Annotated in this window: 23 protein-coding genes and 1 pseudogene; 7 read left to right on the forward strand and 17 right to left on the reverse strand. The window is 64.0% G+C overall.

Annotation, left to right across the window (positions count from 1 at the left end; translation table 11 throughout):
• Positions 1–222: 222 nt before the first annotated feature.
• The 5 genes and pseudogenes from E7813_RS01840 to E7813_RS01860 form a co-directional block, all read right to left on the reverse strand.
• Positions 223–1,386, reverse strand: coding sequence for an LLM class flavin-dependent oxidoreductase (locus E7813_RS01840; protein WP_291570301.1), 1,164 nt, complete (start codon positions 1,384–1,386; stop codon positions 223–225).
• A gap of 174 nt (positions 1,387–1,560) precedes the next feature.
• A pseudogene (locus E7813_RS01845) lies at positions 1,561–1,968 on the reverse strand (DUF2000 family protein); the annotation flags it as partial.
• A gap of 116 nt (positions 1,969–2,084) precedes the next feature.
• On the reverse strand, positions 2,085–2,444 hold the full coding sequence (locus E7813_RS01850) for a hypothetical protein (protein ID WP_291570303.1): 360 nt from the start codon (positions 2,442–2,444) through the stop codon (positions 2,085–2,087).
• A gap of 79 nt (positions 2,445–2,523) precedes the next feature.
• A complete protein-coding gene (locus tag E7813_RS01855; RefSeq protein ID WP_291570304.1) occupies positions 2,524–3,630 on the reverse strand; it encodes a hypothetical protein in 1,107 nt (368 codons plus the stop codon).
• Positions 3,631–3,942: 312 nt separating this feature from the next.
• The gene (locus tag E7813_RS01860) at positions 3,943–4,296 is read right to left on the reverse strand and encodes a hypothetical protein (protein WP_291570306.1); all 354 of its coding nucleotides are present in this window, start codon (positions 4,294–4,296) and stop codon (positions 3,943–3,945) included.
• A 435-nt stretch (positions 4,297–4,731) separates the two neighbouring features.
• Between E7813_RS01860 and E7813_RS01865 the strand changes: the two genes are divergently transcribed.
• Complete coding sequence (locus E7813_RS01865; RefSeq protein WP_291570308.1) at positions 4,732–6,270, forward strand: L,D-transpeptidase; 1,539 nt, start codon at positions 4,732–4,734, stop codon at positions 6,268–6,270.
• Between the two features lie 48 nt (positions 6,271–6,318).
• On the opposite strand, the gene E7813_RS01870 is transcribed toward E7813_RS01865, so the two are convergent.
• The 10 genes from E7813_RS01870 to E7813_RS01915 form a co-directional block, all read right to left on the reverse strand.
• Positions 6,319–7,098 carry a dienelactone hydrolase family protein gene (locus tag E7813_RS01870; RefSeq protein WP_291570310.1) on the reverse strand — a complete coding sequence of 260 codons (780 nt, stop codon included), beginning with the start codon at positions 7,096–7,098 and terminating at the stop codon, positions 6,319–6,321.
• 918 nt (positions 7,099–8,016) lie between these two features.
• Positions 8,017–8,406: a DUF4189 domain-containing protein gene (locus E7813_RS01875; RefSeq protein WP_291570312.1), complete on the reverse strand. Its 390-nt coding sequence runs from the start codon at positions 8,404–8,406 to the stop codon at positions 8,017–8,019.
• Positions 8,407–8,521: 115 nt separating this feature from the next.
• On the reverse strand, positions 8,522–10,150 hold the full coding sequence (locus E7813_RS01880; protein WP_291570314.1) for a molybdopterin-binding/glycosyltransferase family 2 protein: 1,629 nt from the start codon (positions 10,148–10,150) through the stop codon (positions 8,522–8,524).
• Complete coding sequence (locus tag E7813_RS01885) at positions 10,147–10,839, reverse strand: XdhC family protein (RefSeq protein ID WP_291570316.1); 693 nt, start codon at positions 10,837–10,839, stop codon at positions 10,147–10,149. The genes E7813_RS01880 and E7813_RS01885 overlap by 4 nt, the downstream gene beginning before the upstream one ends.
• Positions 10,836–11,165, reverse strand: a complete 330-nt coding sequence (locus E7813_RS01890; protein WP_079543614.1) for an XdhC family protein — start codon at positions 11,163–11,165, stop codon at positions 10,836–10,838. Before E7813_RS01890 ends, E7813_RS01885 begins: the two co-directional genes overlap by 4 nt.
• 11 nt (positions 11,166–11,176) lie before the next feature.
• The gene (locus tag E7813_RS01895; protein ID WP_291570322.1) at positions 11,177–12,376 is read right to left on the reverse strand and encodes a VWA domain-containing protein; all 1,200 of its coding nucleotides are present in this window, start codon (positions 12,374–12,376) and stop codon (positions 11,177–11,179) included.
• A 127-nt stretch (positions 12,377–12,503) separates the two neighbouring features.
• Complete coding sequence (locus E7813_RS01900) at positions 12,504–13,412, reverse strand: MoxR family ATPase (protein ID WP_291570325.1); 909 nt, start codon at positions 13,410–13,412, stop codon at positions 12,504–12,506.
• A 37-nt stretch (positions 13,413–13,449) separates the two neighbouring features.
• A complete protein-coding gene (locus tag E7813_RS01905; RefSeq protein WP_291570327.1) occupies positions 13,450–14,256 on the reverse strand; it encodes a xanthine dehydrogenase family protein subunit M in 807 nt (268 codons plus the stop codon).
• 39 nt (positions 14,257–14,295) lie between these two features.
• Complete coding sequence (locus E7813_RS01910; RefSeq protein WP_291570329.1) at positions 14,296–14,781, reverse strand: (2Fe-2S)-binding protein; 486 nt, start codon at positions 14,779–14,781, stop codon at positions 14,296–14,298.
• 154 nt (positions 14,782–14,935) lie between these two features.
• Positions 14,936–15,382: a carbon monoxide dehydrogenase subunit G gene (locus E7813_RS01915; RefSeq protein ID WP_291570330.1), complete on the reverse strand. Its 447-nt coding sequence runs from the start codon at positions 15,380–15,382 to the stop codon at positions 14,936–14,938.
• A 178-nt stretch (positions 15,383–15,560) separates the two neighbouring features.
• Between E7813_RS01915 and E7813_RS01920 the strand changes: the two genes are divergently transcribed.
• Complete coding sequence (locus E7813_RS01920; protein ID WP_291570331.1) at positions 15,561–16,919, forward strand: 3-carboxy-cis,cis-muconate cycloisomerase; 1,359 nt, start codon at positions 15,561–15,563, stop codon at positions 16,917–16,919.
• 47 nt (positions 16,920–16,966) lie between these two features.
• The gene (locus tag E7813_RS01925) at positions 16,967–17,359 is read left to right on the forward strand and encodes a carboxymuconolactone decarboxylase family protein (RefSeq protein ID WP_291570332.1); all 393 of its coding nucleotides are present in this window, start codon (positions 16,967–16,969) and stop codon (positions 17,357–17,359) included.
• Here E7813_RS01925 and E7813_RS01930 read toward each other — a convergent pair.
• Together E7813_RS01930 and E7813_RS01935 are read right to left on the reverse strand one after the other, a co-directional pair.
• Positions 17,328–17,858 carry a hypothetical protein gene (locus E7813_RS01930; RefSeq protein WP_291570333.1) on the reverse strand — a complete coding sequence of 177 codons (531 nt, stop codon included), beginning with the start codon at positions 17,856–17,858 and terminating at the stop codon, positions 17,328–17,330. The two genes, E7813_RS01925 and E7813_RS01930, sit on opposite strands and share 32 nt — an antisense overlap.
• 216 nt (positions 17,859–18,074) lie before the next feature.
• Positions 18,075–18,197 (reverse strand): hypothetical protein, encoded by a 123-nt coding sequence (locus E7813_RS01935; protein WP_291570334.1) that lies wholly within the window; start codon positions 18,195–18,197, stop codon positions 18,075–18,077.
• Positions 18,198–18,465: 268 nt separating this feature from the next.
• On the opposite strand from E7813_RS01935, the gene E7813_RS01940 reads away from it, so the two are divergent.
• From E7813_RS01940 to E7813_RS01955, 4 genes are read left to right on the forward strand one after another with little or no spacing between them, the layout of a single operon-like run.
• On the forward strand, positions 18,466–19,380 hold the full coding sequence (locus E7813_RS01940; protein WP_291570335.1) for a branched-chain amino acid ABC transporter permease LivH: 915 nt from the start codon (positions 18,466–18,468) through the stop codon (positions 19,378–19,380).
• A gap of 32 nt (positions 19,381–19,412) precedes the next feature.
• Positions 19,413–20,717, forward strand: a complete 1,305-nt coding sequence (livM, locus tag E7813_RS01945; protein ID WP_291570386.1) for a high-affinity branched-chain amino acid ABC transporter permease LivM — start codon at positions 19,413–19,415, stop codon at positions 20,715–20,717.
• Positions 20,714–21,547, forward strand: coding sequence for an ABC transporter ATP-binding protein (locus E7813_RS01950; RefSeq protein ID WP_291570336.1), 834 nt, complete (start codon positions 20,714–20,716; stop codon positions 21,545–21,547). The genes livM and E7813_RS01950 overlap by 4 nt, the downstream gene beginning before the upstream one ends.
• The gene (locus tag E7813_RS01955) at positions 21,544–22,290 is read left to right on the forward strand and encodes an ABC transporter ATP-binding protein (protein ID WP_291570337.1); all 747 of its coding nucleotides are present in this window, start codon (positions 21,544–21,546) and stop codon (positions 22,288–22,290) included. Before E7813_RS01950 ends, E7813_RS01955 begins: the two co-directional genes overlap by 4 nt.
• The last annotated feature ends 1 nt before the right edge of the window (position 22,291 follow it).

Consider the following 22,291-nt stretch of genomic DNA (forward strand, 5'->3'; position numbering starts at 1 on the left):
GATCGTCTGCATGGCTCGCTCCTTTGAATCGTGGGAGCCTTAACAGCCCCCACATCCATGGCACCGATGTGCCGGTGGAGGAGCCGTCCACAGCATCAAAAGCGGACCTCATGGCCCTGAAGCGCGACTTCCGCCATTCTCCCGAAAGCGGACTCAAGTCGGACATCGCCTGAAGTCCGCAAAGTGCCAACGACGGAAACCGAAGACGGGCATTCCGGTGACTCACATGAAGTTCGGCAGCACCTTGGTCCACAACGCCTCGGTCGATTTCATCAACTTGCCGTGCGGGACCAGCGCGTTGTAGGTGTAGCAGAACAACCAATCGACCGGCTGCCGTTTCATGTTGGCCTCGAGCGCGCGCGTCACGGTATCGACGGTGCCGACCAGGGCGTAGCCGAGGTCGATCGATTCCTTTGCGGTCGCAAAGTTCTTCGTCACCGGGTCCATCAGGCCGCGGCGGAAGCCAAACGGCTCGAACCACGCTTTGCCGGAGAAACGCCCGGAGTCCTCCCACAACGCCATGGCCTCCTCGTCGGTGTCCGCGATGATGACATCGCGCAACAGGCCGGTGCCCTGCCCGCGCGGCTTTCCCGACACCTCGGCATACAGGTCGTACAGCGGTGACGCGTAGGCCTCATGCATCGGCGGCAGGATCGCGGTAACGCCCTCTTGCGCGGCCCAGCGAATAGAACCCGGCGACGACGCGAACGGCAGGAACACCGGCGGATACGGCTTCTGCAGCGGCTTCGGTACCACGCCCACCGACGTCAGCATGCCGTTCTCGACGCCCTTGCCGTATTTCACCGTGGTCTCCAGATCCCAGGGCGTTGCGCCGGCCGGTATCTTCCAGTACTTGCCCTTGAACGTCAGCATCTCCTCGGTCCAGCATTTCTTGATGATCTGCCAGTTCTCCTCGAACGCCTCGCGGTTGGCCTGATCGATCGCATCATGCTGATGCGGCAAGGTCCCGGAGACGCCGTGCGTCTGCTGCGCCATGACGTCGACCCAGCGCCGCTGGTAGCCGCGGGCGAAGCCGGCGCAGGCCCGCCCTCCCGTCATGTGATCGAGCATCGCGATATCCTCGGCGACGCGGATCGGGTTGGCGGCCGGCAGCACGATACCGAGCTGGCCGACGCGGATGCGCTTGGTCTGCATCGCGAAGTAGAGATCGAGCAGCACGGGGTTGTTGGAAACCTCAAAACCCTCGATGTGAAAGTGATGCTCGGTAAAACTCACCGAATCGTAGCCGAGGTCGTCGGCAAGCTTGACCAGTTCGGTCAGCTCTCTCAGCATGCGCTGGTAGAGCTCCGGCCTGGTCGCGGCCATGCCGGCCTCGATCTCGGCGCGCGAGCCGACGCTCGGCAGGCAAAATATCGATGCTTTCATTTTGCTTCCCTCCCGTCCGTATCTGGTCGTGGGTCATCACCCAGCGGACGCTGACCATCTTAGGCGAGCCGGTCATCAACACCAATATATCGCGCGTCATCCCCCTCGGTGACCGGGGTCGAGAAAGCCGTCCCTCGGCCGATCGCGGGCAGTCGTTTGGTCCGGCTCGGCTTTACTGTGAAACTTCAACCCGTCGACGATCTTGTCGATCACCTTGCGCTCGGCGCGCACGGCGAGACCCACCAGATTGAGTTCGGCGCGGATCACCGCTTTGACGACTGCCCGGTTGGCCGCATCATGCGTGGTCCTGAACATGTCCTCGGTATAGACCGCGGGCTTGACGTTTCGCGCCAGCGCCCGCTCCAGCGCGCGGCTCAGCGCCGGCCGGTCGGCGCCGTAGATCAGGATGGGCTGGCCGATCAGCGGTTGATATTTGGTGCCTGAGCCGTCCTCATAGGGTTCGCCGATGCATTCGGGAAACGCCGCTGCGATGCCGCCGCTGAGGAACGCGGCGACATTCAGCTTCTGCCACGCTTCGAGGTCGGTCCGGATCACGACCGCGATCTTGGTGTCGAATTGCATGATGGCCCCTGCTGGTGATCGGGATTCGAATTTTGTGTCGCAGCGTCGCTTCGCCGACAGCGGCCGTGGCCGGCAGGCGGATGCACGGGCGCGCGATATTCAACCAATAAGGGTTGTCAGCCGCAATTCCAGACCGGGCCGATCGGCGTACGCGTCCAGCAAGGACCGAAGCTGCCGCCATTGTAGCGACCATCGTAAAAGCCCGGCCGGCCGAAATAGTGCCAGTCGCCGTCGTAGCCGTAATAACTCGGGGTTGGATCGATATACCAGGGGCGCCGGTTATGGCGCGCCATGCGCGAGACCGCGGCTTTCTGGGCGTAGGGCGGAAGGCTGTTATTCGTTGGCTGGTGATAGCCGGGCAGGAAGCCGTAGCCGTGCCAGCGTGGCGCCGGCCGGCTGTGAGCCGGCGCAGCCGGCGCGACGGCCGGCAGCAGCGACAGGACGACAGCAATCGACAGAAACATCAGGCGCGACATGAGCACAGCATAGACGGCCGGCTGCGGCGACGCGATTCAAATCTGAGTGCGCGGTCCAGCGCAACGGATGCGACGACACTCACGGCGTGTGTGCAATCACCGGGGCAGTCGAAGCCGGGGGAGTGAGAATCTTCAGCGCTGCGTCGGTAACCGGCAAAGCATCGATCTCTCCGCCGGCATCCAGGGCCAGATCCATGGTGTATGCCCCCAACTCACACATGACCTGCGAAGCGATATCTCCGAGCGCGATGAATTCCCTGGCAAGATACTCAAACTGAGCGCGGACCTGACGTAGCGTGGTTTTCGGCACGACGGCATTGGTTTCGCCCGCTGCAGGATCCGGGTCGATCCGCTGCGCTGCAAGCGGACTGAGTTCCGTGCCCAGCCGGGAGATGGCTGAAATGGAGCGGCCGCTGCTGCCATGTCCGAGCGCCTGATTTCGCAGATTGCCGATCTGGTCGAATATGGAGCGAAGCTCGGCACGTTTGGTTTCAAGGTCGGCGATCTTCATCTTGAGCGCGTCGTATTCGCTGCGACTTGCAGCGCGAATTGTCGCCAGTTCATCGCCAAGCATCTGTTGCTGGAGCTTCAATTCAGCGCGCTCCTGGTCAAAGGCGAGACGAAGTTCAGACAGTTCGCTTTCATGGGCCTTCGATTCTGCCACGCGATTCTCGCGTTCGCGCGCCAAATCACCGCGAAGCTGCCCAAGTTCATCGCCGCGCGCCTCCAGCGCCGACTTGAGCGAGCCGCGCTCGCGATCGAATGCAGCGCGAAACTCCGCATCGGCTCTAGCTTGCGCTTCCGCGTGTTCGCCGCGTTCACGGCCCCACGCGGCGTGAAGCTCGTCTGTTTCCGCTTCCTGTGCCTGCAGCGCCGACTTGAGCGCGTCGCGTTCGCTCAGGATCGCAGATGTGATATTGACGTGCCCTTCAATGTCGTGCTTGAGCGCGTCGCATTCGGCTTCCAACGCATCGGCGTGCTGGATCGCAGTTTCGTACTTGTACTGCCAAAGCTGCCCCTCCTCCAAGGCTGCGGTTGCGCGGTCGGTCAGGGTTTCGAGCAGAACGGCCGCGCCATGCAGATATTTCGCGTTTTGACCATTGGACATCAGGTCGGCGAAACGTCGCAGAAACTTCACCGTTTCCGCGACATCGGGCATCTCAGGCGTCATCTGAGGATCCGTCATCAGTCCTGCTCTTGATCGCCATTTCTACGCTGCCGTGCCTGAGTGTCGTAGCCCGCCAAGAAGAGTTCCAGCCTGAGCGGACGGACCGACCATAGTGGCGCTTGGCCAGTCGGCTGGACTTGCCGAAGATGTTCTAGGTCGGCGGCGGCAAAAATAGGGCGACGGCACCTTTCGTACAAGCATGCCGCCAGTAGTCGGCGGCATGCTTCGCGGCTTTCGCGGCCTGAAGCTCACGACCGGGGTCGGGCCTCAGCACGTGCCGGCTACCAGGGCCTGGTTCGGCAAAGCCAGCAACCCGCCTGGCTTTCGTGCCTACCGGCAGGCCGGGTAGCCAAAGCGCCTGATGATTTCGCTACCTGAAATCGGATGAAAGGCGAACGTGTCCATGAAATGGTTGTCGGTGACATACTGGCGCAAGGCGGCGTTATAGGTGCTGAGCATTTCCTGGGTGCGGGCGGGGCTGATAATGCCCTTTTGCATCGAGCCGCCGGCGTGAAACAACAGCGTCGCGCCTGGCGCGATACAGACATTGCGTATCGAAAGGAACATGGTACAGGCGGATTGACAGTGAGAGTCGATGCGGAAGCGCTCGCCCGAGGCATTATACTGCTGGATGACGGCCTGGAATTGCGCAAACACCGCTGGAGTGGGCGCGCCGTTGCCCATGCGCAGGGATGACACGGAGCCATCGGCGTAAGCCGGCTGCCCCGCGAGGCCGCCGAAAGCGTAACAAAATACAAGCGCACCCAACGTGCGGACCGATCGCTGCCATTTATGCAAAACGCTCTCCCAAATCGCCTGGATTTTGACTGGCACTTTCGTCCCGACGGGTATGCAGGACCGGATTTCGCGGAGAGCGTGATTTTGCCGGCCGAATGGCACAAGTCAAGCGGCTCTGTTTCTGTTCCGTGTCAATTCAGGCGCGAGCCACCCTTCCTCCTGCGCGGGCTGTCGTATATGAGAGATTTGCCACTGGAACATGCCGATAGTCCTTGGAGCGAATTGGCGGCGCGGATGGTGGCGGCGGTTGGTTGATCCAGAAATCGCGATCTGGCACTTGATCGACGCAAGCGCGGACGGGCATTGCAACCGGGGCACGGCATGGCGAATCCATTTACGACGGCGCAATCCACCGCGGCGATGCGGCGTTGGGGGCCTGTCGCCATTGTGACGCTCGCGGCGATGGCCGCGCTGACGGCGCTGACCGCCGACGCGGTGGCGAAACAGGCGCGCCCCGCGCCGCCCACCGAGGCGACGGCGCCGCGCGATGCTGGCGAGCCGATCATGGCGATTGTGTCGATAAAGAGCCAGCAGGTCACTTTCTACGACGCCGACGGCTGGATCCTGCGCGCGCCGGTGTCGACCGGCACCACGGGTCGCGAGACGCCGGCCGGCGTCTTCGCCGTCGTCGAGAAGGACAAGGACCACCATTCGAGCATGTACGACGACGCCTGGATGCCGAACATGCAGCGCATCACCTGGAACGGCATCGCGCTGCACGGCGGGCCGCTGCCGGGCTATGCGGCCTCGCACGGCTGCGTGCGGATGCCCTACGGTTTTGCGGAGAAGCTGTTCGACAGGACGCAGATCGGGATGCGGGTGATCATCGCGCCGAACGACGCGGCCCCGGTCGAGTTTTCCCACCCGGCGCTGTTCGTGCCGAACGCGGAAGCCGTCGCGGCTGCTCCGGCGCGTGCCGAGACGCTCGCCCGCGAGGCCACCGAGGCCGCCAGGACGGCCGACGAGGCGAAGAAAGCCGCAGCGACTGCAGCGCGCGAGACAGCGTCGCTCGCGGCCTCGCTGCGCAAGCTGGAATGGCTCAAGACCCGCGCCGAGACCGAACTCGCTTACGCCGACAAGGCGCTCGCCGCCGCAAAGACGGACCAGGCCAAGGCGCGGGCGGAGGACCTGAAGCAGAAGGCCGTCCCCAAGGCCGCGGACCTGGCGACGCAGCTCGACACCGCCAAGGCCGACGCGAAGTCGAAGCTCGACGCCGCCGCCGCCGCGAAGGAAGCCGCCAAGACGGCCGCGACCGGCAAGACCGACGCCGCCAGGGCGGCGAACGACGCGAAGCTCGCGCTCGTGCCGGTCTCGGTCTACATCAGTCGCGCGACGCAGAAGCTTTACGTCCGGCGCAACACGCATAAACCGTGGGCGGACGGGGGCGAGGTGTTCGATGCCACCATCGAGGTTCCGCTCACGATCCGCAATCCCGACAAACCGATCGGCACGCATGTGTTCACGGCGATGGCGCGCAACGACGCCGGCCTGCGCTGGACCGCGGTCACCATCGACAACGGCGACGACGCCAAGGACGCGCTCGACCGCATCACCGTCCCGCAGGATGTGCTCGACCGCATCGCGCCGACCGCGTTGCCGCGATCCTCGATCATCGTCTCGGACGAGCCGCTGAGCCGCGAGACCAACTATCGCACCGAGTTCGTCGCGGTGCTCAACAACCAGCCGCAGGGCGGCTTTGTGACGCGCCGGCCGACCACCGACGCCCTGGTTGCGAGCGGCAATTCCTGGGGTGACGGCGGCTTTGGCTTCTTTTTCCAGCGCAATTCGGACCCGCAAACCGGCAATCCGCGGCCGCGCGGCGGCCAATACTATCGTCAGGCGCAACCGAACTGGTGGTGAGGCGCGGGCCACCGATGGAAAAGGCCACCCAGCGGGTGGCCTTTCTGGCTATTTTTGAAGGTCGGCGGCAAGGAACTTGGTCGCTTCGGCCGTCGCTTCCTCATCCACCTTGGCGTCGTATCTGAGCGGCAGGTTGAACTTCTTGCCGAGTTCGGTGGCTTCGGGGTTCGTGAACGCGTGCACCGCGCCGGGATACTTGATGACCCGATAATCGATCTTCGCCGCGTCGAAATCCTTCTTGAGCGCGTCGTACTCCTCACGCTTGACGAAAGGATCGTCGGCGCCGTTGAGGATGAGGATCTTGGCCTTGACGGCTCCCGGCGCCGGCGCCGGGGTATTGAGACCAAGCAATGCGTGATAGCCCGCAACGGCGGCGAGGTCAGCGCCGGCGCGCGCCATGTTCAGCACGACCGCGCCGCCGAAGCAGTAACCGACGGCGCCGCCGAAGCAGTAACCGACGGCGCCGATCCGCTGGGGATTGACCGAGGCTTGCTTCGCGAGTTGCTCCCGCGCTGCGTTAAAGCGCGACTCCATCACCGTTGGGTTCTTCATCACCGAACCCGACAGCGCGCCGGCGTCCTTCGGATTGTCGGCGGTCTTGGCGTCGCCGTACATGTCGGCGATGAAGGCCGTGTAGCCCTGCTGCGCCAGCTTCCGCGCCTCGTTATGGATATGCCGGGTGATGCCCCACCATTCATGCACCATGACGATCCCGGGCCGCTTGGCTTGGGTGGCGTCGTCGTACACGACGAAGCCCTTCATGGTGGCCTCACCGTCCGTATAGGTGACCGGCTCTTCCCTGATCGCAGCGTTTGCGTTCGCGACCATTGCAATGGCGCAAATTGCCCCCAACATAACCGTTCGCATGCTGACCTCCTGCGAATTTGGCACAAACATATTGGCGTAGATCTACCGGGAGGCTCAAATCCCGCGCAAGAGCGTTCCCAGGAGAAGAACAACGTAGGCAATCAAAAGCAGGGTGAACCCTCCAATGCTGTGCAGCTGCGGGAAGTGCCCATATACCGCAAGCAACGCCACCACGGCCAACAACACCGAAATCAGGAATGTCGGAACGGCGGGCGGTGTCAGGTAAAAGCGCCTGATGGGTCGCGTACAGGGCATTTGAAATTCCCTGATCTGGCTTCCTCCTCCCAAAACAACCGACTACCGCGATTTGTTCCACCCACCGGAAGAGTAAAGGCACAGCTCCAGTGGACGTGGACTTCCCGAAAATGCCCCAACAGCGCGCCTTCGACCGAGGACACACCCAGTTGATGGTTCGATGCGGAACCTATCTCCACGCGGAAGCTTTTGCCTTCATCGCCAGGAAAGGAAGAACACCATGAGGTTTGCCAGTATCGGGATCGCCGCGGCACTCGCACTTTCAAGCACGTTCGCAGTTGCGCAGAGCGGAGGCACTTCCATCGGCGGCAGTTCAACAAGCGGCACCACCACCGGATCGACAAGCAACCGGACAACCGGCCTGGGCAATGGAGCAGGCAGCGCCCCCGCCGCCACCCCCAGCTATCTAAATCCGTCCGGCAACAGCCTGATCAATCCTTCGCCGAGCGGATCGACCTTGACCCAGCCTCCCCCGTACGCCGCCCCCGGGACTCCCGCGCCCGCCCCCCGGTAGGCGCGTGAAGCGTAGTCGGCCTTCGACATACGAACGAACCCGGTCCCGGAAACCAAAAGAAAAGGCCCTCGCGCAAATGCAAGGGCCATTGCCTGACCGGTCTGTTGCAGCTAGCCCTTGGCGTCGCAAACCCAGGCGCGGATCACGCATTCCTTGCCGCCTAATTCATAGCATTTGCGCGTCGCCGCGTTCAGCGAACTCGAAATCCGTGGCTTGACCGCGTAACCGTGGGCGCCGCAGGGATCGGCCATGTCGACCGCCAATGCCGCGCAGGCGCGTTTCATGGTCACCGTGGTGCATTCGCCCTTGCACTGCTTGCGGGCCGCGGCGAGCGCGCCGGCCTCGGCGGCATGGTCAAAGGCCTGGCCGTAAGCGCCGCATTTGCCGACCGCAAGCGCGCCCACCGCCCACGCTTCGGTGACGAATCGCGAGCCGGATATCGCCAAGGTCAGCGCGAAAACAAACAAGGCGCGGCGTTGTGCAGTAGTAAAAGACGTCAAGATCCCCTCCCCGAGGCATGCAAGCGCGAATCTACCCGAGGGGACGTTTCAACTTGGTGAACGAGAGGTTTGAAAACGGTTTCCCGGAGTCGGATAAAGGCTTGGGGGCCGCGCCTTACGACAAACGCTCAGGCTGGCGCTTGCTCCGCTGCGCATCGGCGAGTGCCTGCGGGGTGTCGATGTCCAAAAAAGCGCCATGGCCCTCGACCGGGACTTCGGCGACCGCCTCGCTGTGCCTGGCGATCAAATGCCGGGCGCCGATGTCGCCGTCGAGCGTCATCAACTCGCTGAAAAAACGCCGCGACCACAACACGGGATTGCCGCGCCTGCCATCGCTGACAGGCACCGCAATTAAATTGCCGCGATCCGGCGCGAACGCCTCGATCAGCCGGTCGATCAGGCGGGCATCGATCAGCGGCATGTCGCCGAGGCAGATCACGGCGCCGGCGGCATCGGCGGGCACCGCAGCGATGCCGGCCTTGACCGAACTCGCAAGCCCGCCGGCGAAATCGGGATTGCGCACGAATTTCACTTTGAGGCCTTGCAGCGCCTTCTCGACCTGCTCGGCCTGATGACCGGTCACGACGATCACGCCCTGCGCTTTCGAAGCCAGCACCTGCTCGGTCACGATCCGCACCAGGGTCTTGCCGCCGAGTTCGGCCAACAGCTTGTTGGAGCCGCCCATCCGGGTCGAACGCCCCGCCGCCAGGATGATCGCGGCGACCTGGCGATCGCCATCGGCGCCAAGGTTGGTGCGCGGCTGCGGCCGCGTCACGATTTCCATCAGCAGCCCGCCGACGCCCATGCCGGTGAGTTCGGCTCGCGTGACCTTGAGCCCCGCCAACAGGCGCATCAGCACCCAGTCGAATCCGTTCTCCACCGGCGAGCGCGCGCAACCGGGCGCGCCCAGCACCGGCACGCCGCCGGCGTTGCCGATCAGCAGCAGGTTTCCGGGATCGACCGGCATGCCGAAATGCTCGATGTCGCCGCCGATGCCGGAGATCGCCGCCGGTATAACGTCGCGCCGGTCGGCAATCGCGGAAGCCCCGAACACGATCACTAGTTCGGCGCCAAGCCCGAGCAATTCCTTGATCGCTGTAGCCAGCGCCACCTCGTCATGCGGCACGCGCCGCTCGGCGATGATGCCGGCTCCGGCCGGGGCCAGCCGCTCCGCGGTGACCCGCAAGGTCTTATCCACCACCTTCGGCGCCAGCCCCGGCAACAGGGTCGAGACGATGCCGACGCGCTTGATGACGTAAGGCGCGATCCACAACACGTCTTTGCCTGCCGCGGCAACCGCCGCATCCCGCAGCGTTGCCTCGACGCCGAACGGAATAAGCTTGACGGTCGCGACCATCTCGCCTTCGACCACCGGCTTGTAGGCGGCAAGGGTCGCAAATGTGATGGCTTCATCGACGCCGTTGATGCGGTCGACCGCCGCACGGTCCACCACCAGCATGCCGGCCCTGGCCGCGAACAGATTGGCGCGGCCGGTGAAGGCGCGCTCGACCTTGATGCCATCGCCGGCCACCGCCTGCGCGATGCTGGCCGCCGCGACATCTTCGGAGACATCACCGTCCTCGAGCCGCACCACGACGATTTCCCTGACGCCAGCCTGGGTCAGCGCCTCGACCTCGGCAGGACCGATCGTGGTGCCTTTCTTGAGCACCAGCGGCCCTTGCCGAAGCGTATGCACGGTGACGCCGCCGATCGCGTCCGCCGGGCTGGCAGGACCGAATTTCATGCTGCGTTCTCTTTCGGCAACCGCAACTGCGCGGTGATCTCGGCCATGATCGCGACTGCGATTTCCGACGGCGATACCGCGCCGATGTCGAGGCCGATCGGCGCATGAATGCGGGCGATATCGGCTTCCTTGGCGCCCTGCGCCCTGAGGCGCTCGCCGCGCTTGGCATGGGTTTTTCGCGACCCGAGAGCGCCGATGTAGAAGCAATCGCGCTCGAAAGCGTGCAGCAGCGCCGGATCGTCGATCTTGGGATCGTGGGTCACCGCGACAAACGCGGTGTAGTGATCGACATTGAGCGGCGGCAGCGCCACGTCGGGCCATTCGGCGATCAGCGGCACGTCCGGAAATCGCTCGGGGCTGGCAAAGGCGGTGCGCGGATCGACCACCGTCACGTCATAGTCCAGCGAGCGCGCCAGCGGCGCCAGCGCCTGGCTGATATGAACCGCGCCGATGATGACGAGCTTGGCGGTCGGTGCATAGACATTGAGAAACAGTTTCTTGCCCGCGGCCTCGATCATGCCGCTCTTGCCCATGCGCAATTGTTTGGCAAGCTCGGCGCGCAGCGGATCGGCGGCGATATCCTTTGCCTTCACCAGTCGCTGCTCGCCGTTGGCGGTGTCGGTGACCACGATCACCGGCCGCCGCGCCGCGCGCTCGACATTGACCTCTGCCAGCGTCTCCAGTTTCACGATTGGCCGACTTTCTCGACGAACACCCGGATGGTGCCGCCGCAGGATAGGCCGACATTCCAGGCGGTCTCGTCGGCGACCCCGAATTCAAGCATTTTCGGCTGGCCGCTGGCGATCACATCCAGCGCTTCGGTGACAACCGCGCCTTCGACACAGCCGCCGGAGACCGAGCCGAGAAAGGTGCCGTCGTCGTTGATCACGAGGCTCGAGCCCGCCGGCCGCGGCGCCGAGCCCCAGGTCTCGACCACGGTGGCCAGCGCCACGCCGTGGCCGGCCTTTTGCCAGTCCTCAGCCGCTTTCAGAATGTCTTCGTCGCGATTGAGCATGGGAGCCTCTTTCAAGCTGCGGGGCGGATACGGCTAACATGGTGCGGCGGCGAGGCGGACGAAAGTGCCGCGACCAGCCCCTGGATTGAACTCAAATTATGCACCGGGCGGAATTCGTCAACGTGCGGCAGCATCATTTTGATGCCTTGCGCCTTGGCCTCGAAGCCGCCGTAACGCAACAGCGGATTGAGCCAGATCAGGCGGCGGCACGACCGATGCAGCCGGTCCATCTCGAACGCCAGCCTGGCATCGGCCTCGCGCTCCAGCCCGTCGGAAATCAACAGCACGATCGCGCCTTGCCCGAGCAGGCGCCGGCCCCACAGCTTGTTGAAGGTGTGTAGCGAGGTGGCGATGCGGGTGCCGCCGGCCCAGTCCTGCACCGTCGACGAGCAACGCGCCAGCGCCTCATCGGGATCCCGCGCCCGCAGGCTGCGCGTCACATTGGTCAGCCGCGTGCCGAACAGGAACACCGAAACGCGCTTGCGCGCATCGGTGATGGCGTGGAGGAAATGCAGGAACAGCCGGGTGTATTCGCTCATCGACCCCGATATATCGAGCAGCGCCACGATCGGCGCCGGCTTGTCGATCCGCCCCAGACGATGGATATAGATGATGTCGCCGCCGGTTCGCAACGACCCGCGCAGGGTGCGGCGCATGTCGAGCCGCAAGCCGCGCTTGTCAGGCTGATAACGCCGGGTGCGCAATTCGGCCTGCGGCAGCCTCATCTGTTCGATCGCGCGGGTCACTTCCGCGATTTCAGCCGCGCTCATCTGCGCGAAATCCTTTTTTTGCAGCACTTCCCTGTCCGACACCAACAGCCTGAGCTCCTGCTCCCGGGCCTGCGGCACCTCGCTCATCTGCGGTTGCGACAGCGCTTCCTGGACCCGGCGGGAGGCCGGCGGCGGCTTTTTCCGGGCGTGATCCGGCAGCGGCACCGAATCGAGCATGTGTTTCCAGTCTTCGGCGGCGCGGAAGAACAGCTCGAACGCCTGCGCAAAAATCAGCATATGCTCGTGGCGCTTGACGAAAACGGACTCCAGCGTGGTGAAGACATCGGCGCGGTTGCCGATCTCGATCGCCTGCAACGCGTTCATCGCATCGATCACCGCCCCCGGACCGACCGGAATTCCGGCCGCGCGCAGCGCGCGGGCAAAGCCCACGACATTGTCGGCGATCAGGCCGGTCGGGGGATCAAGGTGATTGATGGGCATCAGACAACTTACTCCTTATCATTCCGGGGCGCGCCCTTTGGCGCGAGCCCGGAATCCATACTCCCCGATCGTGGTTATGGATTCCGGGTTCGCGCTACGCGCGCCCCGGAATGACGGGCGACGCGCGTCAACTCTCGCCGGTCGCTTCCTTCAAGACCTTCTGCAGCGTGTCGCCCTGCATCCGCGCGATGTCGTCCTGGTATTTCAAAAGCGCGCCGAGCGTATCGCCGACCACCTGCGGGGTCAGCGATCGGGCGTCGAGTTCGGTCAGCGCGGTGGCCCAGTCGATAGTTTCGGCAACGCCGGGCGATTTGTAGAAATCCTGCTCGCGCAGCGCCTGCACGAAGCCGACTACCTGCTGCGACAGTTTTGCGGAAATACCGGGCACGCGGGATTTGACGATCGCGAGTTCGCGCTCGGCACTGGGATAATCCACCCAGTGATACAGGCAGCGGCGCTTGAGCGCGTCGTGAATTTCGCGGGTGCGGTTCGAGGTGACGATGACGATCGGCGGCTGCTGTGCCTTGACGGTGCCGAGTTCGGGAATGGTGACCTGGAAGTCGCTGAGAATTTCCAGCAAATACGCCTCGAACGCCTCGTCGGCGCGGTCGAGTTCGTCGATCAGCAGCACCGGCGCGCCGGCCACATCGGGCTCCAGCGCCTGCAGCAGCGGCCGCTTGATCAGATAGCGTTCGGCGAAGATGTCGCTGGACAACTGCTCGCGATCGGTATCGCCGGCCGCTTCCGCAAGCCGGATCGCGATCATTTGCGCCGCACTGTTCCACTCATAGACGGCGGAGGCGACATCGAGGCCCTCATAGCATTGCAGCCGGATCAGCTTTCGTCCCAGTGCCGCCGCCAGCACCTTGGCGATCTCGGTCTTGCCGACGCCGGCCTCGCCCTCGAGAAACAGCGGCCGCCCCATCCGCAGCGACAGGTACGTCACCGTCGCCAGCGAACGCTCCGCCAGATAGCCGCGCGAGGTCAGAAGCGCGAGCATCGCATCGACGGACGCTGGCAATGCCGATGCACTCATGAGATATCCAGTCCGGATGCGCCAGAGATTGGCAAGGTCAGGCTTTGCCGGTCGCAGCCTCGACGGCGCGGCGCGCCAGCACCGCGATCAGGTGCGCGCGATATTCGGCGCTGCCGTGCAGGTCGCTGTTCAGTCCCTGGGCAGGCACCGTCAGGCCATCGAGCATCTTGTGCGAGAAGCGCTTTTTCAGCGCCTCTTCGAACGCAGTGACGCGGAACACCCCCTCGGAGCCGGCACCGGTGACGGCGACGCGCACGTCCGACGGACGCTTGGCGACGAACACCCCGACCAGCGCATAGCGCGAGGCCTGGTTGCGGAATTTGACGTAGGCGGCCTTCTTCGGCACCGGGAACATCACCCTGGTGATGATCTCGTCGCTCGCCAGCGCCGTCGTGAACAGTCCCTGGAAGAACTCTTCCGGCTTCAGGCGTCGCTTGTTGGTGACGATGGTGGCGCCAAGCGCAAGGCACGCGGCGGGATAATCGGCGGTCGGATCGTTGTTGGCGAGCGAACCGCCGATGGTGCCTCGATGGCGCACCGCCGGATCGCCGATCAGTCCGGCAAGCTCGGCCAGCGCCGGGATCGCCTCGCCGACAATTGCCGAACTGGCGACATCGGCATGCCTGGCGGTGGCGCCGATCACCAGCGAGCGGCCCTTCATCTCGATGCCGTCGAGCCCTTCGATATGGGAGAGGTCGACCAGATGCGGCGGACTGGCGAGACGCTGCTTCATCACCGGCAGCAGGGTATGGCCGCCGGCGATGACCTTGGCGTCCTCGTTCTTGAGCAGGAGGTTGGCGGCCTGCCGCACGGTCGCCGGACGATGATATTTGAAATCGTACATGAAGTATCCTGATCAGTATTCCTTGGCCGCCGTGCGTCGTTACGCGAGATCGGAGTTCGCCATCGCCTTGGCGCCGGCGGCGATCGATAAAACGATATTCTGGTAGCCGGTGCATCGACAGAGATTGCCTTCCAGCTCTTCACGGATGGTGTGATCGCTGAGGTCATGGCCCTTGCGGTGGACCATATCGACCGCGGTCATGATCATGCCGGGGGTGCAGAAGCCGCATTGCAGGCCGTGATGCTCGCGGAACGCCTCCTGCATCGGATGCAGCGGCGCGCCGTCGGCGGCAAGACCCTCGATGGTCCTGATCTCGTGCCCATCGGCCATCACCGCAAGCGTGGTGCAGGACTTGACCGCTTTGCCGTCGAGGTGCACGACGCAGGCCCCGCATTGCGAGGTGTCACACCCGACATGGGTGCCGGTCAGCCGCAGATTTTCGCGCAGGAACTGCACCAGGAGGGTGCGGGGATCGATGTTGTCTTTGACGGGATTGCCGTTCACGATCAGGGAAATCTTGGCCATTCAGCACTCTCTTCATCTGCATCGCCGCATTGCACGGCAGCGCAGTCAGTAAATCATTCCAAGGGCATAATATGGGCCATCCCGGCAATGAGCAACCTCATGGCTGACGCCCCGAATTCGACGTTTGCGTGATCCTGGCTATTCTTGCACCGGCCTAACCCTGTACAGCTTTGGCAAAATTGGCGAAAAACTCGTCGGCCAGTTTCTTGGCTGAACCGTTGATCAGCCGCTGCCCAAGCTGGGCCAGCTTGCCGCCGATCTGCGCCTCGACGTTGTAGGTCAACAGCGTGCCGCCGTCCTTGTCGGCCAGCGCCACGGTGGCGCCGCCCTTGGCGAAGCCGGCGACGCCGCCCTCGCCTTCGCCCGAAATCTTGTAGCCGTTGGGCGGATCGAGATCGCTCAGCGTCACCCGGCCCTTGAAGCGGGCGGACACCGGCCCGACCTTCATCTTGGCGACCGCGCGAAAACCGTTGTCTTCGGTCTTGTCCAATTCTTCGCATCCGGGAATGCAGGTCTTGAGCACTGCCGGATCGTTCAACTTGGCCCACACCGCCTCACGCGACGCCGCAAGCTGGACTTCGCCGTTCATCGTCATGGCCATGGGAATTCCTCCTCGCCTCGCCCGTCTTGACTCCCAAGTAAAGCACGGACGCCCTAAAAGGAAGAGGACGAACGGATGACGAGCGATGCATATTCGCAGCGCAACACACTGCGAACGGCCCGGAATCCGTGCTTTGGGATTGGCAGGGGCAGCCTGGGATGATTAGGTCGCGCGCATCATGAGCACTTCGCTTTCGCCTTTGCTCGCGCCCATGCTGTCGAGCGCCGCCATGCGCGCGATCTGCGACGATGCGGCCTATCTGCAGTACATGCTGGATTTTGAAGCCGCACTGGCGCGCGCCGAAGCGTCGGTCGGCGTCATCCCGGCAAGCGCCGCCGGACCGATCGCGAAAGCCTGCAAGGCAAGCGCATTCGATCTGGCAGCGCTGGCCGAGGCCGCGACGCGGTCCGGCAACCTTGCGATTCCCCTGGTCAAGGCGCTGACGGCGGAGGTCGCCCGGGCCGACGCGGAGGCCGCGCGTTACGTGCACTGGGGCGCCACCAGCCAGGACGTGATCGATACCGCGACGATGCTGACCTTGCGCGCGGCGATCGACGCGCTGGTGGGCGATCTCGACCGCGCCATCGCGGGCTTTGCCGGACTGGCGCGGCAACATCGCAATACCGCCATGGTGGCGCGCACCTGGCTGCAGCACGCGCTGCCGATGCCGTTCGGACTCAAGCTCGCCGAATATGCCGCGGCGCTGCATCGTTCGCGCTCGCGACTACGTCGATTGCGCGGCGAGACGCTGGCGCTGCAGTTCGGCGGTGCTGCGGGAACGCTGGCCGCGCTCGGCGACAAAGGATGGCTGGTCGCCGAGAAACTCGCGCAGCAGCTCAAGCTGCCGCTGCCGGAGGCGCCGTGGCATAGCCATCGCGACCGCATCGCGGAAGCCGCTTCGGTGTTTGCGATTCTGGCGGGCACCTGCGGCAAGATCGCGCGCGACGTGTCGCTGATGATGCAGACCGATGTCGCCGAGGCGTTCGAGCCCTCGGGCGAAGGCCGCGGCGGCTCATCGACCATGCCGCACAAGCGCAACCCCGTTGCGGCCGCAACCGCGCTGGCGGCAGCCACCATGGCGCCCAATCTGGCGGCGACGATTTTCGCCGCCCAGGTGCAGGATCACGAGCGCAGCGCCGGGCCATGGCACGCGGAATGGCCGACCCTGCCGATGCTGCAGCTTGTGACCTCGGGCGCGCTCGCTGCCACCGTCGATATCGCCGAGGGACTGGAAGTCGATGCCGCGCGCATGCGCGTCAATCTCGACGCCACCCGCGGCCTGATCATGGCCGAGGCGGTAACGTTTGCGCTGGCTGAGAAGATCGGCAAGAGCGCGGCCCATGATCTGGTCGAGGCCGCCAGCAAAAAAGCCGTTGCCGGCAAGAAGGACCTGCGCGAGGTCCTGGCCAAGGATGCAAAAGTTACCGCGCATCTGAGTACAAAGAAAATCGCCGAACTGTTCGAGCCGATGGCCTATCAGGGCGTCTCGCAGGCGCTGATCGACCGGCTGCTTGCTTCGCTCGATCAGAAAACATGAATGTCGTCATTGCAAAAGCAAAGCAACGACAGGAGGAAAGACTTTCAATGGACGATCAAAAACGCAGGGATGGCGGCATGGTCCAGCGCCGCAAGGTGCTTGGCGACGCCTGGGTCGACAAATCCGTCGCCAACCGGAATTCGTTCAACTCGGATTTCCAGGACCTGATCACGCGCTATGCGTGGGGTGAAATCTGGACCCGGCCGCATTTCGACCAGCGCACGCGGCGCGTGCTGGTGATCGGCACCCTGGTCGCGCTCGGCCAATGGGATGAATTCCGCCTTCACGTGCGGGCAGCGCTTACGGAAGGCGGTTTTGCGCCTGACGATATCAAGGAAATCCTGCTGCAGCAGGCGATCTATTGCGGCGTGCCCGCCGCCAACCACGCCGTCAAGGAGGCGTCCGCCGTCATAGCGGAGTTGGGGCTGCCGAAGGGATAGATCCGCCCGATGCCGCGCTGCGCTCGATCCGCGGTTGGGCGGGACGTTCGACCAGCAGCACGATCGCGGTGCCGACCAGCATCAGCAATTCCGTCGCATGCAACCGAAGTGCCGCGGTCTCGCCCACCCGCGATGCCATTACCATGCTGGCGAAGCTGATGGTGCTGCCAATGGCAAGCGCCATCGCCAGCGCTTCGTCGCAGCCGCCTGCCTTGCGGATCGCGGCGCGGGTGATGAAAACCAGGAAGATCGCAAAAAACGCCACCACGGTGAGCTTGCCCAATGCCAGTAGCCAGGCGAGACGGACCGTGGTCATTGCCCCCGCGTGCAGATAATCGCTGACGAACAACGCGACCGCTATATTGGGCCGCTCATAAAAGCCGTGGATCGGCGAAATCATGATTCTGAAGGCGACGATGGTCCAGGTCGGAATGAAATAGGCCGCCAGCAGCGCGCCGTTGAATGTGCTGATCCGCCAGTTGGTGGAGTTTATGGACATGTCGCTTCCCGCTTGTCCGCTACGCATCCCAACGGAGCGGCGGCTTCGGGGAGCGAGGTAACTCGCTTAAACTGCGGCGGGCAATTTAAACCCTTTGTTTACCTTAATCGCCAGGGGGCAATGTCATCGGGCGTTCGCCGGGATGACAGGAACCCGCAAAAGAAAAATCCCGCCTTGCGGCGGGACTTTCCTTGCTCTCGCTTTAGTTAGCTTCGACTAGCGATCGCCCTTCTGGCCGGGATTGTGCTGTCCCTGACGGCTCGGATCCTGCTGCTGCTGGCCGGGCTTCTGACCCGGGTTCTGGTTCTGCTGGCCCGGATTCTGGTTCGGGTTGGACATCGCGATCTCCCTTGTTGCACGTAACGGCGGGATAACCGGAAACCCGGGAATTGGTTTCAAGGGAACTTTCGGTTCCGGGGCGATCATCAAATAGTGAGGCGGCTGCCGGAACCGGCCTGAAACTAGCCCTGTACAAGCCCTTTAAGCCGCACCTCACGCTGTTGCCGCACCGGGTTCCCGCTGTTAGAAAATGAGACGACGCGTCGTTCCGGCTGCCGGGGCCATCGCCGCGTAATTTGCCGGAAAATCCTCCAGACAGCGGCAGCGCATGGATTATTTCGCCCAGCAACTGATCAACGGCATCGTCCTGGGCTCGATCTATGGCCTGATCGCCATCGGCTACACCATGGTCTATGGCATCGTCGGCATGATCAATTTCGCCCATGGCGATATCTTCATGATCGGCGGTTTCATCGCGCTGATCTCGTTCCTGATCCTGGTCTCGATCGGGCTGACCGTGGTTCCCGTGATCCTGCTGATCGTGCTTCTGGTGTCGATGGCGATCACAGCACTTTATGGCTGGACGGTGGAGCGCATCGCCTACCGGCCGTTGCGGCATTCGTTCCGCCTAGCCCCGATGCTGTCGGCCATCGGCATGTCGTTCGTGCTGTCGAATTATTCGCAAGTGGCGCAGGGCGCGCGGGTCAAGCCGGTGCCGCCGATCATCACCGGCGGCTACACGCTCTTGGAACAGAACGGTTTCGTGGTCCGGCTGTCCAACGTGCAGATCATCGTCGTCGTCACCACCATCGTGCTGCTCGCGATCTTCACCTGGCTGGTGGCGCGAACCCGGCTCGGCCGCGACATGCGCGCCTGCGAACAGGATCAGACCATGGCGGCCCTGCTCGGGGTCGACGTCGACCGCACCATCTCCATGACCTTCGTGATCGGCGCCGCCCTCGCCGCGGTCGCCGGCATGATGTACCTGCTGTATTACGGGCTGGTGGATTTCTACATGGGCTTTGTCGCGGGCATCAAGGCATTCACCGCGGCGGTGCTCGGCGGCATCGGCTCATTGCCCGGCGCGATGCTGGGTGGGCTTGCGATCGGGCTGATCGAGACGCTGTGGTCGGCGTATTTCTCCGTCGAGTACAAGGACGTCGCGGCGTTCTCGATCCTGATCATCGTGCTGATTTTCCTGCCCACGGGTCTGTTGGGCCGGCCCGAAGTTGAAAAAGTTTGATGGGCGACGGCGTGACAACAGCTGCGCCCGCGCTGACGCAAATCCCGCGCGCGCCCGGCATCGCCTTCATCCTCAAGAAGGCCCTGATCAGCGCGCTCGTCGCACTGGTGCTGTTTTCGCTGATGATCGGCATCCGCACCGAAGCCGGGCCCACCGGGCAGTTGATCTACTGGACGAGATTCGGCGACCTCGCCGCCATGGTTGCCGCCGTGTTCGGCGGCAGCATCATCGTCGAATTGCTGCGGCAGTGGTGGGGACCGGTCGGCACCATCAGGATCATTCCGCCGCGGTTGCAAAGCACGCTCGCGGTCGCGCGCCGCGGCATCGCACCCGTGCTGCTGATCTTCACGTTCCTGGTGCCGGTGATTTTCTACGACCAGCGCTACATCCTCGATCTCGGCATCCTGGTGCTGACCTATGTGATGCTGGGATGGGGGTTGAACGTGGTGGTTGGCCTCGCCGGACTGCTCGACCTCGGCTATGTCGCGTTCTATGCGGTCGGCGCCTATTCCTACGCGCTGCTGGCGACCAATTTCGGGCTGTCGTTCTGGGTCTGCCTGCCGCTGGCCGGCATTCTCGCCGCGTTCTGGGGCATGATGCTCGGTTTTCCGGTGCTGCGGCTGCGCGGCGACTATCTCGCCATCGTGACGCTGGCGTTCGGCGAGATCATCCGCCTTGTCATCATCAACTGGCAAAGCCTGACCGGCGGCCCCAATGGCGTTTCCGGGATTCCGCGCCCGACATTTTTCGGCATCCCGCTGGTCCCCGGCCCCGACGGCCTTGCCGCAAAACTCGGCATCGAGTTCTCGCCGACCCACCGCATCGTGTTTCTGTTTTACCTGATCCTGGGGCTTGCCTTGCTCACCAACTGGGTGACGATCCGGCTGCGGCGACTGCCGATCGGCCGCGCCTGGGAAGCGTTGCGCGAGGACGAAGTCGCCTGCCGCGCGCTCGGCATCAATATCACCACGACCAAGCTGACGGCGTTCGCCACCGGCGCCATGTTCGGCGGCTTCGCCGGCGCGTTCTTCGCCACCCGGCAAGGCTTCATCAGCCCGGAATCCTTCACCTTCCAGGAATCGGCGCTGGTGCTGGCGATTGTCGTGCTCGGCGGCATGGGTTCGCAACTCGGCGTCGCCCTCGCCGCGCTGACCATGATCGGCGGCTTCGAGCTGTTTCGCGGTCTCGAGCAATATCGCATGCTGGTATTCGGCGTGGCGATGGTGCTGTTAATGATCTGGCGGCCGCGCGGATTGATCGGCCATCGTGCGCCGACCGTCTTCCTCAGGCATAGCCAGGCGATCTCGTCCGATCTCGTCAAGGAGGGGCACGGATGAGCGGCGATTCCATCCTCACCGTCGATCGCCTGTCGATGCGCTTTGGCGGCATCGTCGCCGTCAACGACCTGTCGTTTGGCGCCGAGCGGCGCAAGATCACCGCGTTGATCGGACCGAACGGCGCCGGCAAGACCACCGTTTTCAACTGCATCACCGGCTTCTACAAGCCGACCTCGGGCATGATGCGGCTGATCCATGACGACGGCCGCGCCTTCCAGCTCGAGCGGCTGAACGATTTCCGGATATCCAAGCTGGCGAAGGTCGCGCGCACCTTCCAGAACATCCGGCTGTTTCCCGGCATGACCGCGCTCGAGAACCTGATGGTCGCGCAGCACAATGCCTTGATGCTCGCCTCGGGACTGACGTTTCTGGGATTGATCGGCGCGCCGTCGTGGCGCGCCGCGGAGAAACGCGCGATCGACCTCGCGCAACTCTGGCTCGACCGCATCGGACTGCTCGACCGCGCCGACGACGCCGCCGGCAACCTGCCTTACGGCGATCAGCGTCGGCTCGAAATCGCGCGCGCGATGTGCACCGAGCCCGCGTTGCTGTGCCTGGACGAGCCGGCCGCCGGACTGAACACGCGTGAAAGTGCCGCGCTGAGCGAGCTGTTGCTCTCGATCCGCGCCGACCAGGGCACCTCGATCCTGCTGATCGAGCACGACATGTCGGTGGTGATGGAGATTTCCGATCATGTCGTGGTGATGGACTACGGCGTCAAGATCGCCGAGGGCACCCCGCAGGACGTCCGCGACGATCCCAGGGTGATCGCGGCCTATCTCGGCGCCGACGAGGAAGAAGCGATCGCGGTGATGGAGAGCGGAGCGTGACCGCGACATCCGCAAGCCCTCTGCTCGCGATCCGGTCGTTGCGCGCGGCCTACGGCAAGATCGAGGCGCTGAAGGGCGTCGATCTCGACATCAACCCCGGCGAGATCGTCGCCTTGATCGGCGCCAACGGCGCCGGCAAATCGACCCTGATGATGACGATCTTCGGCAAACCTCGCGCGCGTGCGGGCCGGATCCTGTTCGATGGCCGCGATATCACCGATCTGCCGACCCATCAGATCGCGAGACTGCGCATCGCCCAGGCGCCCGAGGGGCGCAGGATTTTCCCGCGCATGAGTGTGGCGGAAAACCTGCAGATGGGCGCCGACGCCACCGACAGCGGCGAAGCCGACCGCGCCGCCGGGCTCGAGCGCGTACTGACGCTGTTTCCCCGCCTCAAGGAGCGAATGGCCCAGCGCGGCGGCACCCTGTCCGGCGGCGAACAGCAGATGCTGGCGATCGGCCGCGCCTTGATGAGCCGCCCTCGCCTGTTGATGCTGGACGAGCCCTCGCTGGGGCTGGCGCCGCTGATCGCCCGGCAGATTTTCGACGCGATCCGGACGCTGAACCGGCAGGACGGCCTCACCGTGCTGATCGTCGAACAGAACGCCAACCACGCCCTGCGGCTGGCGCACCGCGGCTATGTCATGGTCAACGGGCTGATTACGCTTGCCGGAACCGGCGCCGAACTGCTGCAGCGCCCGGAAATCCGCGCCGCCTATCTGGAGGGCGGCAGACGGGCGTGAG

Origin of the sequence: Bradyrhizobium sp., assembly GCF_004799405.1 — a bacterium.
Classification (GTDB): Bacteria; Pseudomonadota; Alphaproteobacteria; order Rhizobiales; family Xanthobacteraceae; genus Bradyrhizobium.

Coding starts and splice junctions, on each gene's coding strand:
- E7813_RS01865 (WP_291570308.1), top strand. CDS start 4,732: ATGGCGAATCCATTTACGACGGCGCAATCCACCGCGGCGATGCGGCGT.
- E7813_RS01925 (WP_291570332.1), top strand. CDS start 16,967: ATGGACGATCAAAAACGCAGGGATGGCGGCATGGTCCAGCGCCGCAAG.
- E7813_RS01900 (WP_291570325.1), bottom strand. CDS start 13,412: ATGAGTGCATCGGCATTGCCAGCGTCCGTCGATGCGATGCTCGCGCTT.
- E7813_RS01930 (WP_291570333.1), bottom strand. CDS start 17,858: ATGTCCATAAACTCCACCAACTGGCGGATCAGCACATTCAACGGCGCG.
- E7813_RS01940 (WP_291570335.1), top strand. CDS start 18,466: ATGGATTATTTCGCCCAGCAACTGATCAACGGCATCGTCCTGGGCTCG.
- E7813_RS01870 (WP_291570310.1), bottom strand. CDS start 7,098: ATGGTCGCGAACGCAAACGCTGCGATCAGGGAAGAGCCGGTCACCTAT.
- E7813_RS01880 (WP_291570314.1), bottom strand. CDS start 10,150: ATGAAATTCGGTCCTGCCAGCCCGGCGGACGCGATCGGCGGCGTCACC.
- E7813_RS01905 (WP_291570327.1), bottom strand. CDS start 14,256: ATGTACGATTTCAAATATCATCGTCCGGCGACCGTGCGGCAGGCCGCC.
- E7813_RS01920 (WP_291570331.1), top strand. CDS start 15,561: ATGAGCACTTCGCTTTCGCCTTTGCTCGCGCCCATGCTGTCGAGCGCC.
- E7813_RS01950 (WP_291570336.1), top strand. CDS start 20,714: ATGAGCGGCGATTCCATCCTCACCGTCGATCGCCTGTCGATGCGCTTT.
- E7813_RS01850 (WP_291570303.1), bottom strand. CDS start 2,444: ATGTCGCGCCTGATGTTTCTGTCGATTGCTGTCGTCCTGTCGCTGCTG.
- E7813_RS01860 (WP_291570306.1), bottom strand. CDS start 4,296: ATGGGCAACGGCGCGCCCACTCCAGCGGTGTTTGCGCAATTCCAGGCC.
- E7813_RS01935 (WP_291570334.1), bottom strand. CDS start 18,197: ATGTCCAACCCGAACCAGAATCCGGGCCAGCAGAACCAGAACCCGGGT.
- E7813_RS01840 (WP_291570301.1), bottom strand. CDS start 1,386: ATGAAAGCATCGATATTTTGCCTGCCGAGCGTCGGCTCGCGCGCCGAG.
- E7813_RS01855 (WP_291570304.1), bottom strand. CDS start 3,630: ATGACGGATCCTCAGATGACGCCTGAGATGCCCGATGTCGCGGAAACG.
- E7813_RS01910 (WP_291570329.1), bottom strand. CDS start 14,781: ATGGCCAAGATTTCCCTGATCGTGAACGGCAATCCCGTCAAAGACAAC.
- E7813_RS01915 (WP_291570330.1), bottom strand. CDS start 15,382: ATGGCCATGACGATGAACGGCGAAGTCCAGCTTGCGGCGTCGCGTGAG.
- E7813_RS01895 (WP_291570322.1), bottom strand. CDS start 12,376: ATGCCCATCAATCACCTTGATCCCCCGACCGGCCTGATCGCCGACAAT.
- E7813_RS01890 (WP_079543614.1), bottom strand. CDS start 11,165: ATGCTCAATCGCGACGAAGACATTCTGAAAGCGGCTGAGGACTGGCAA.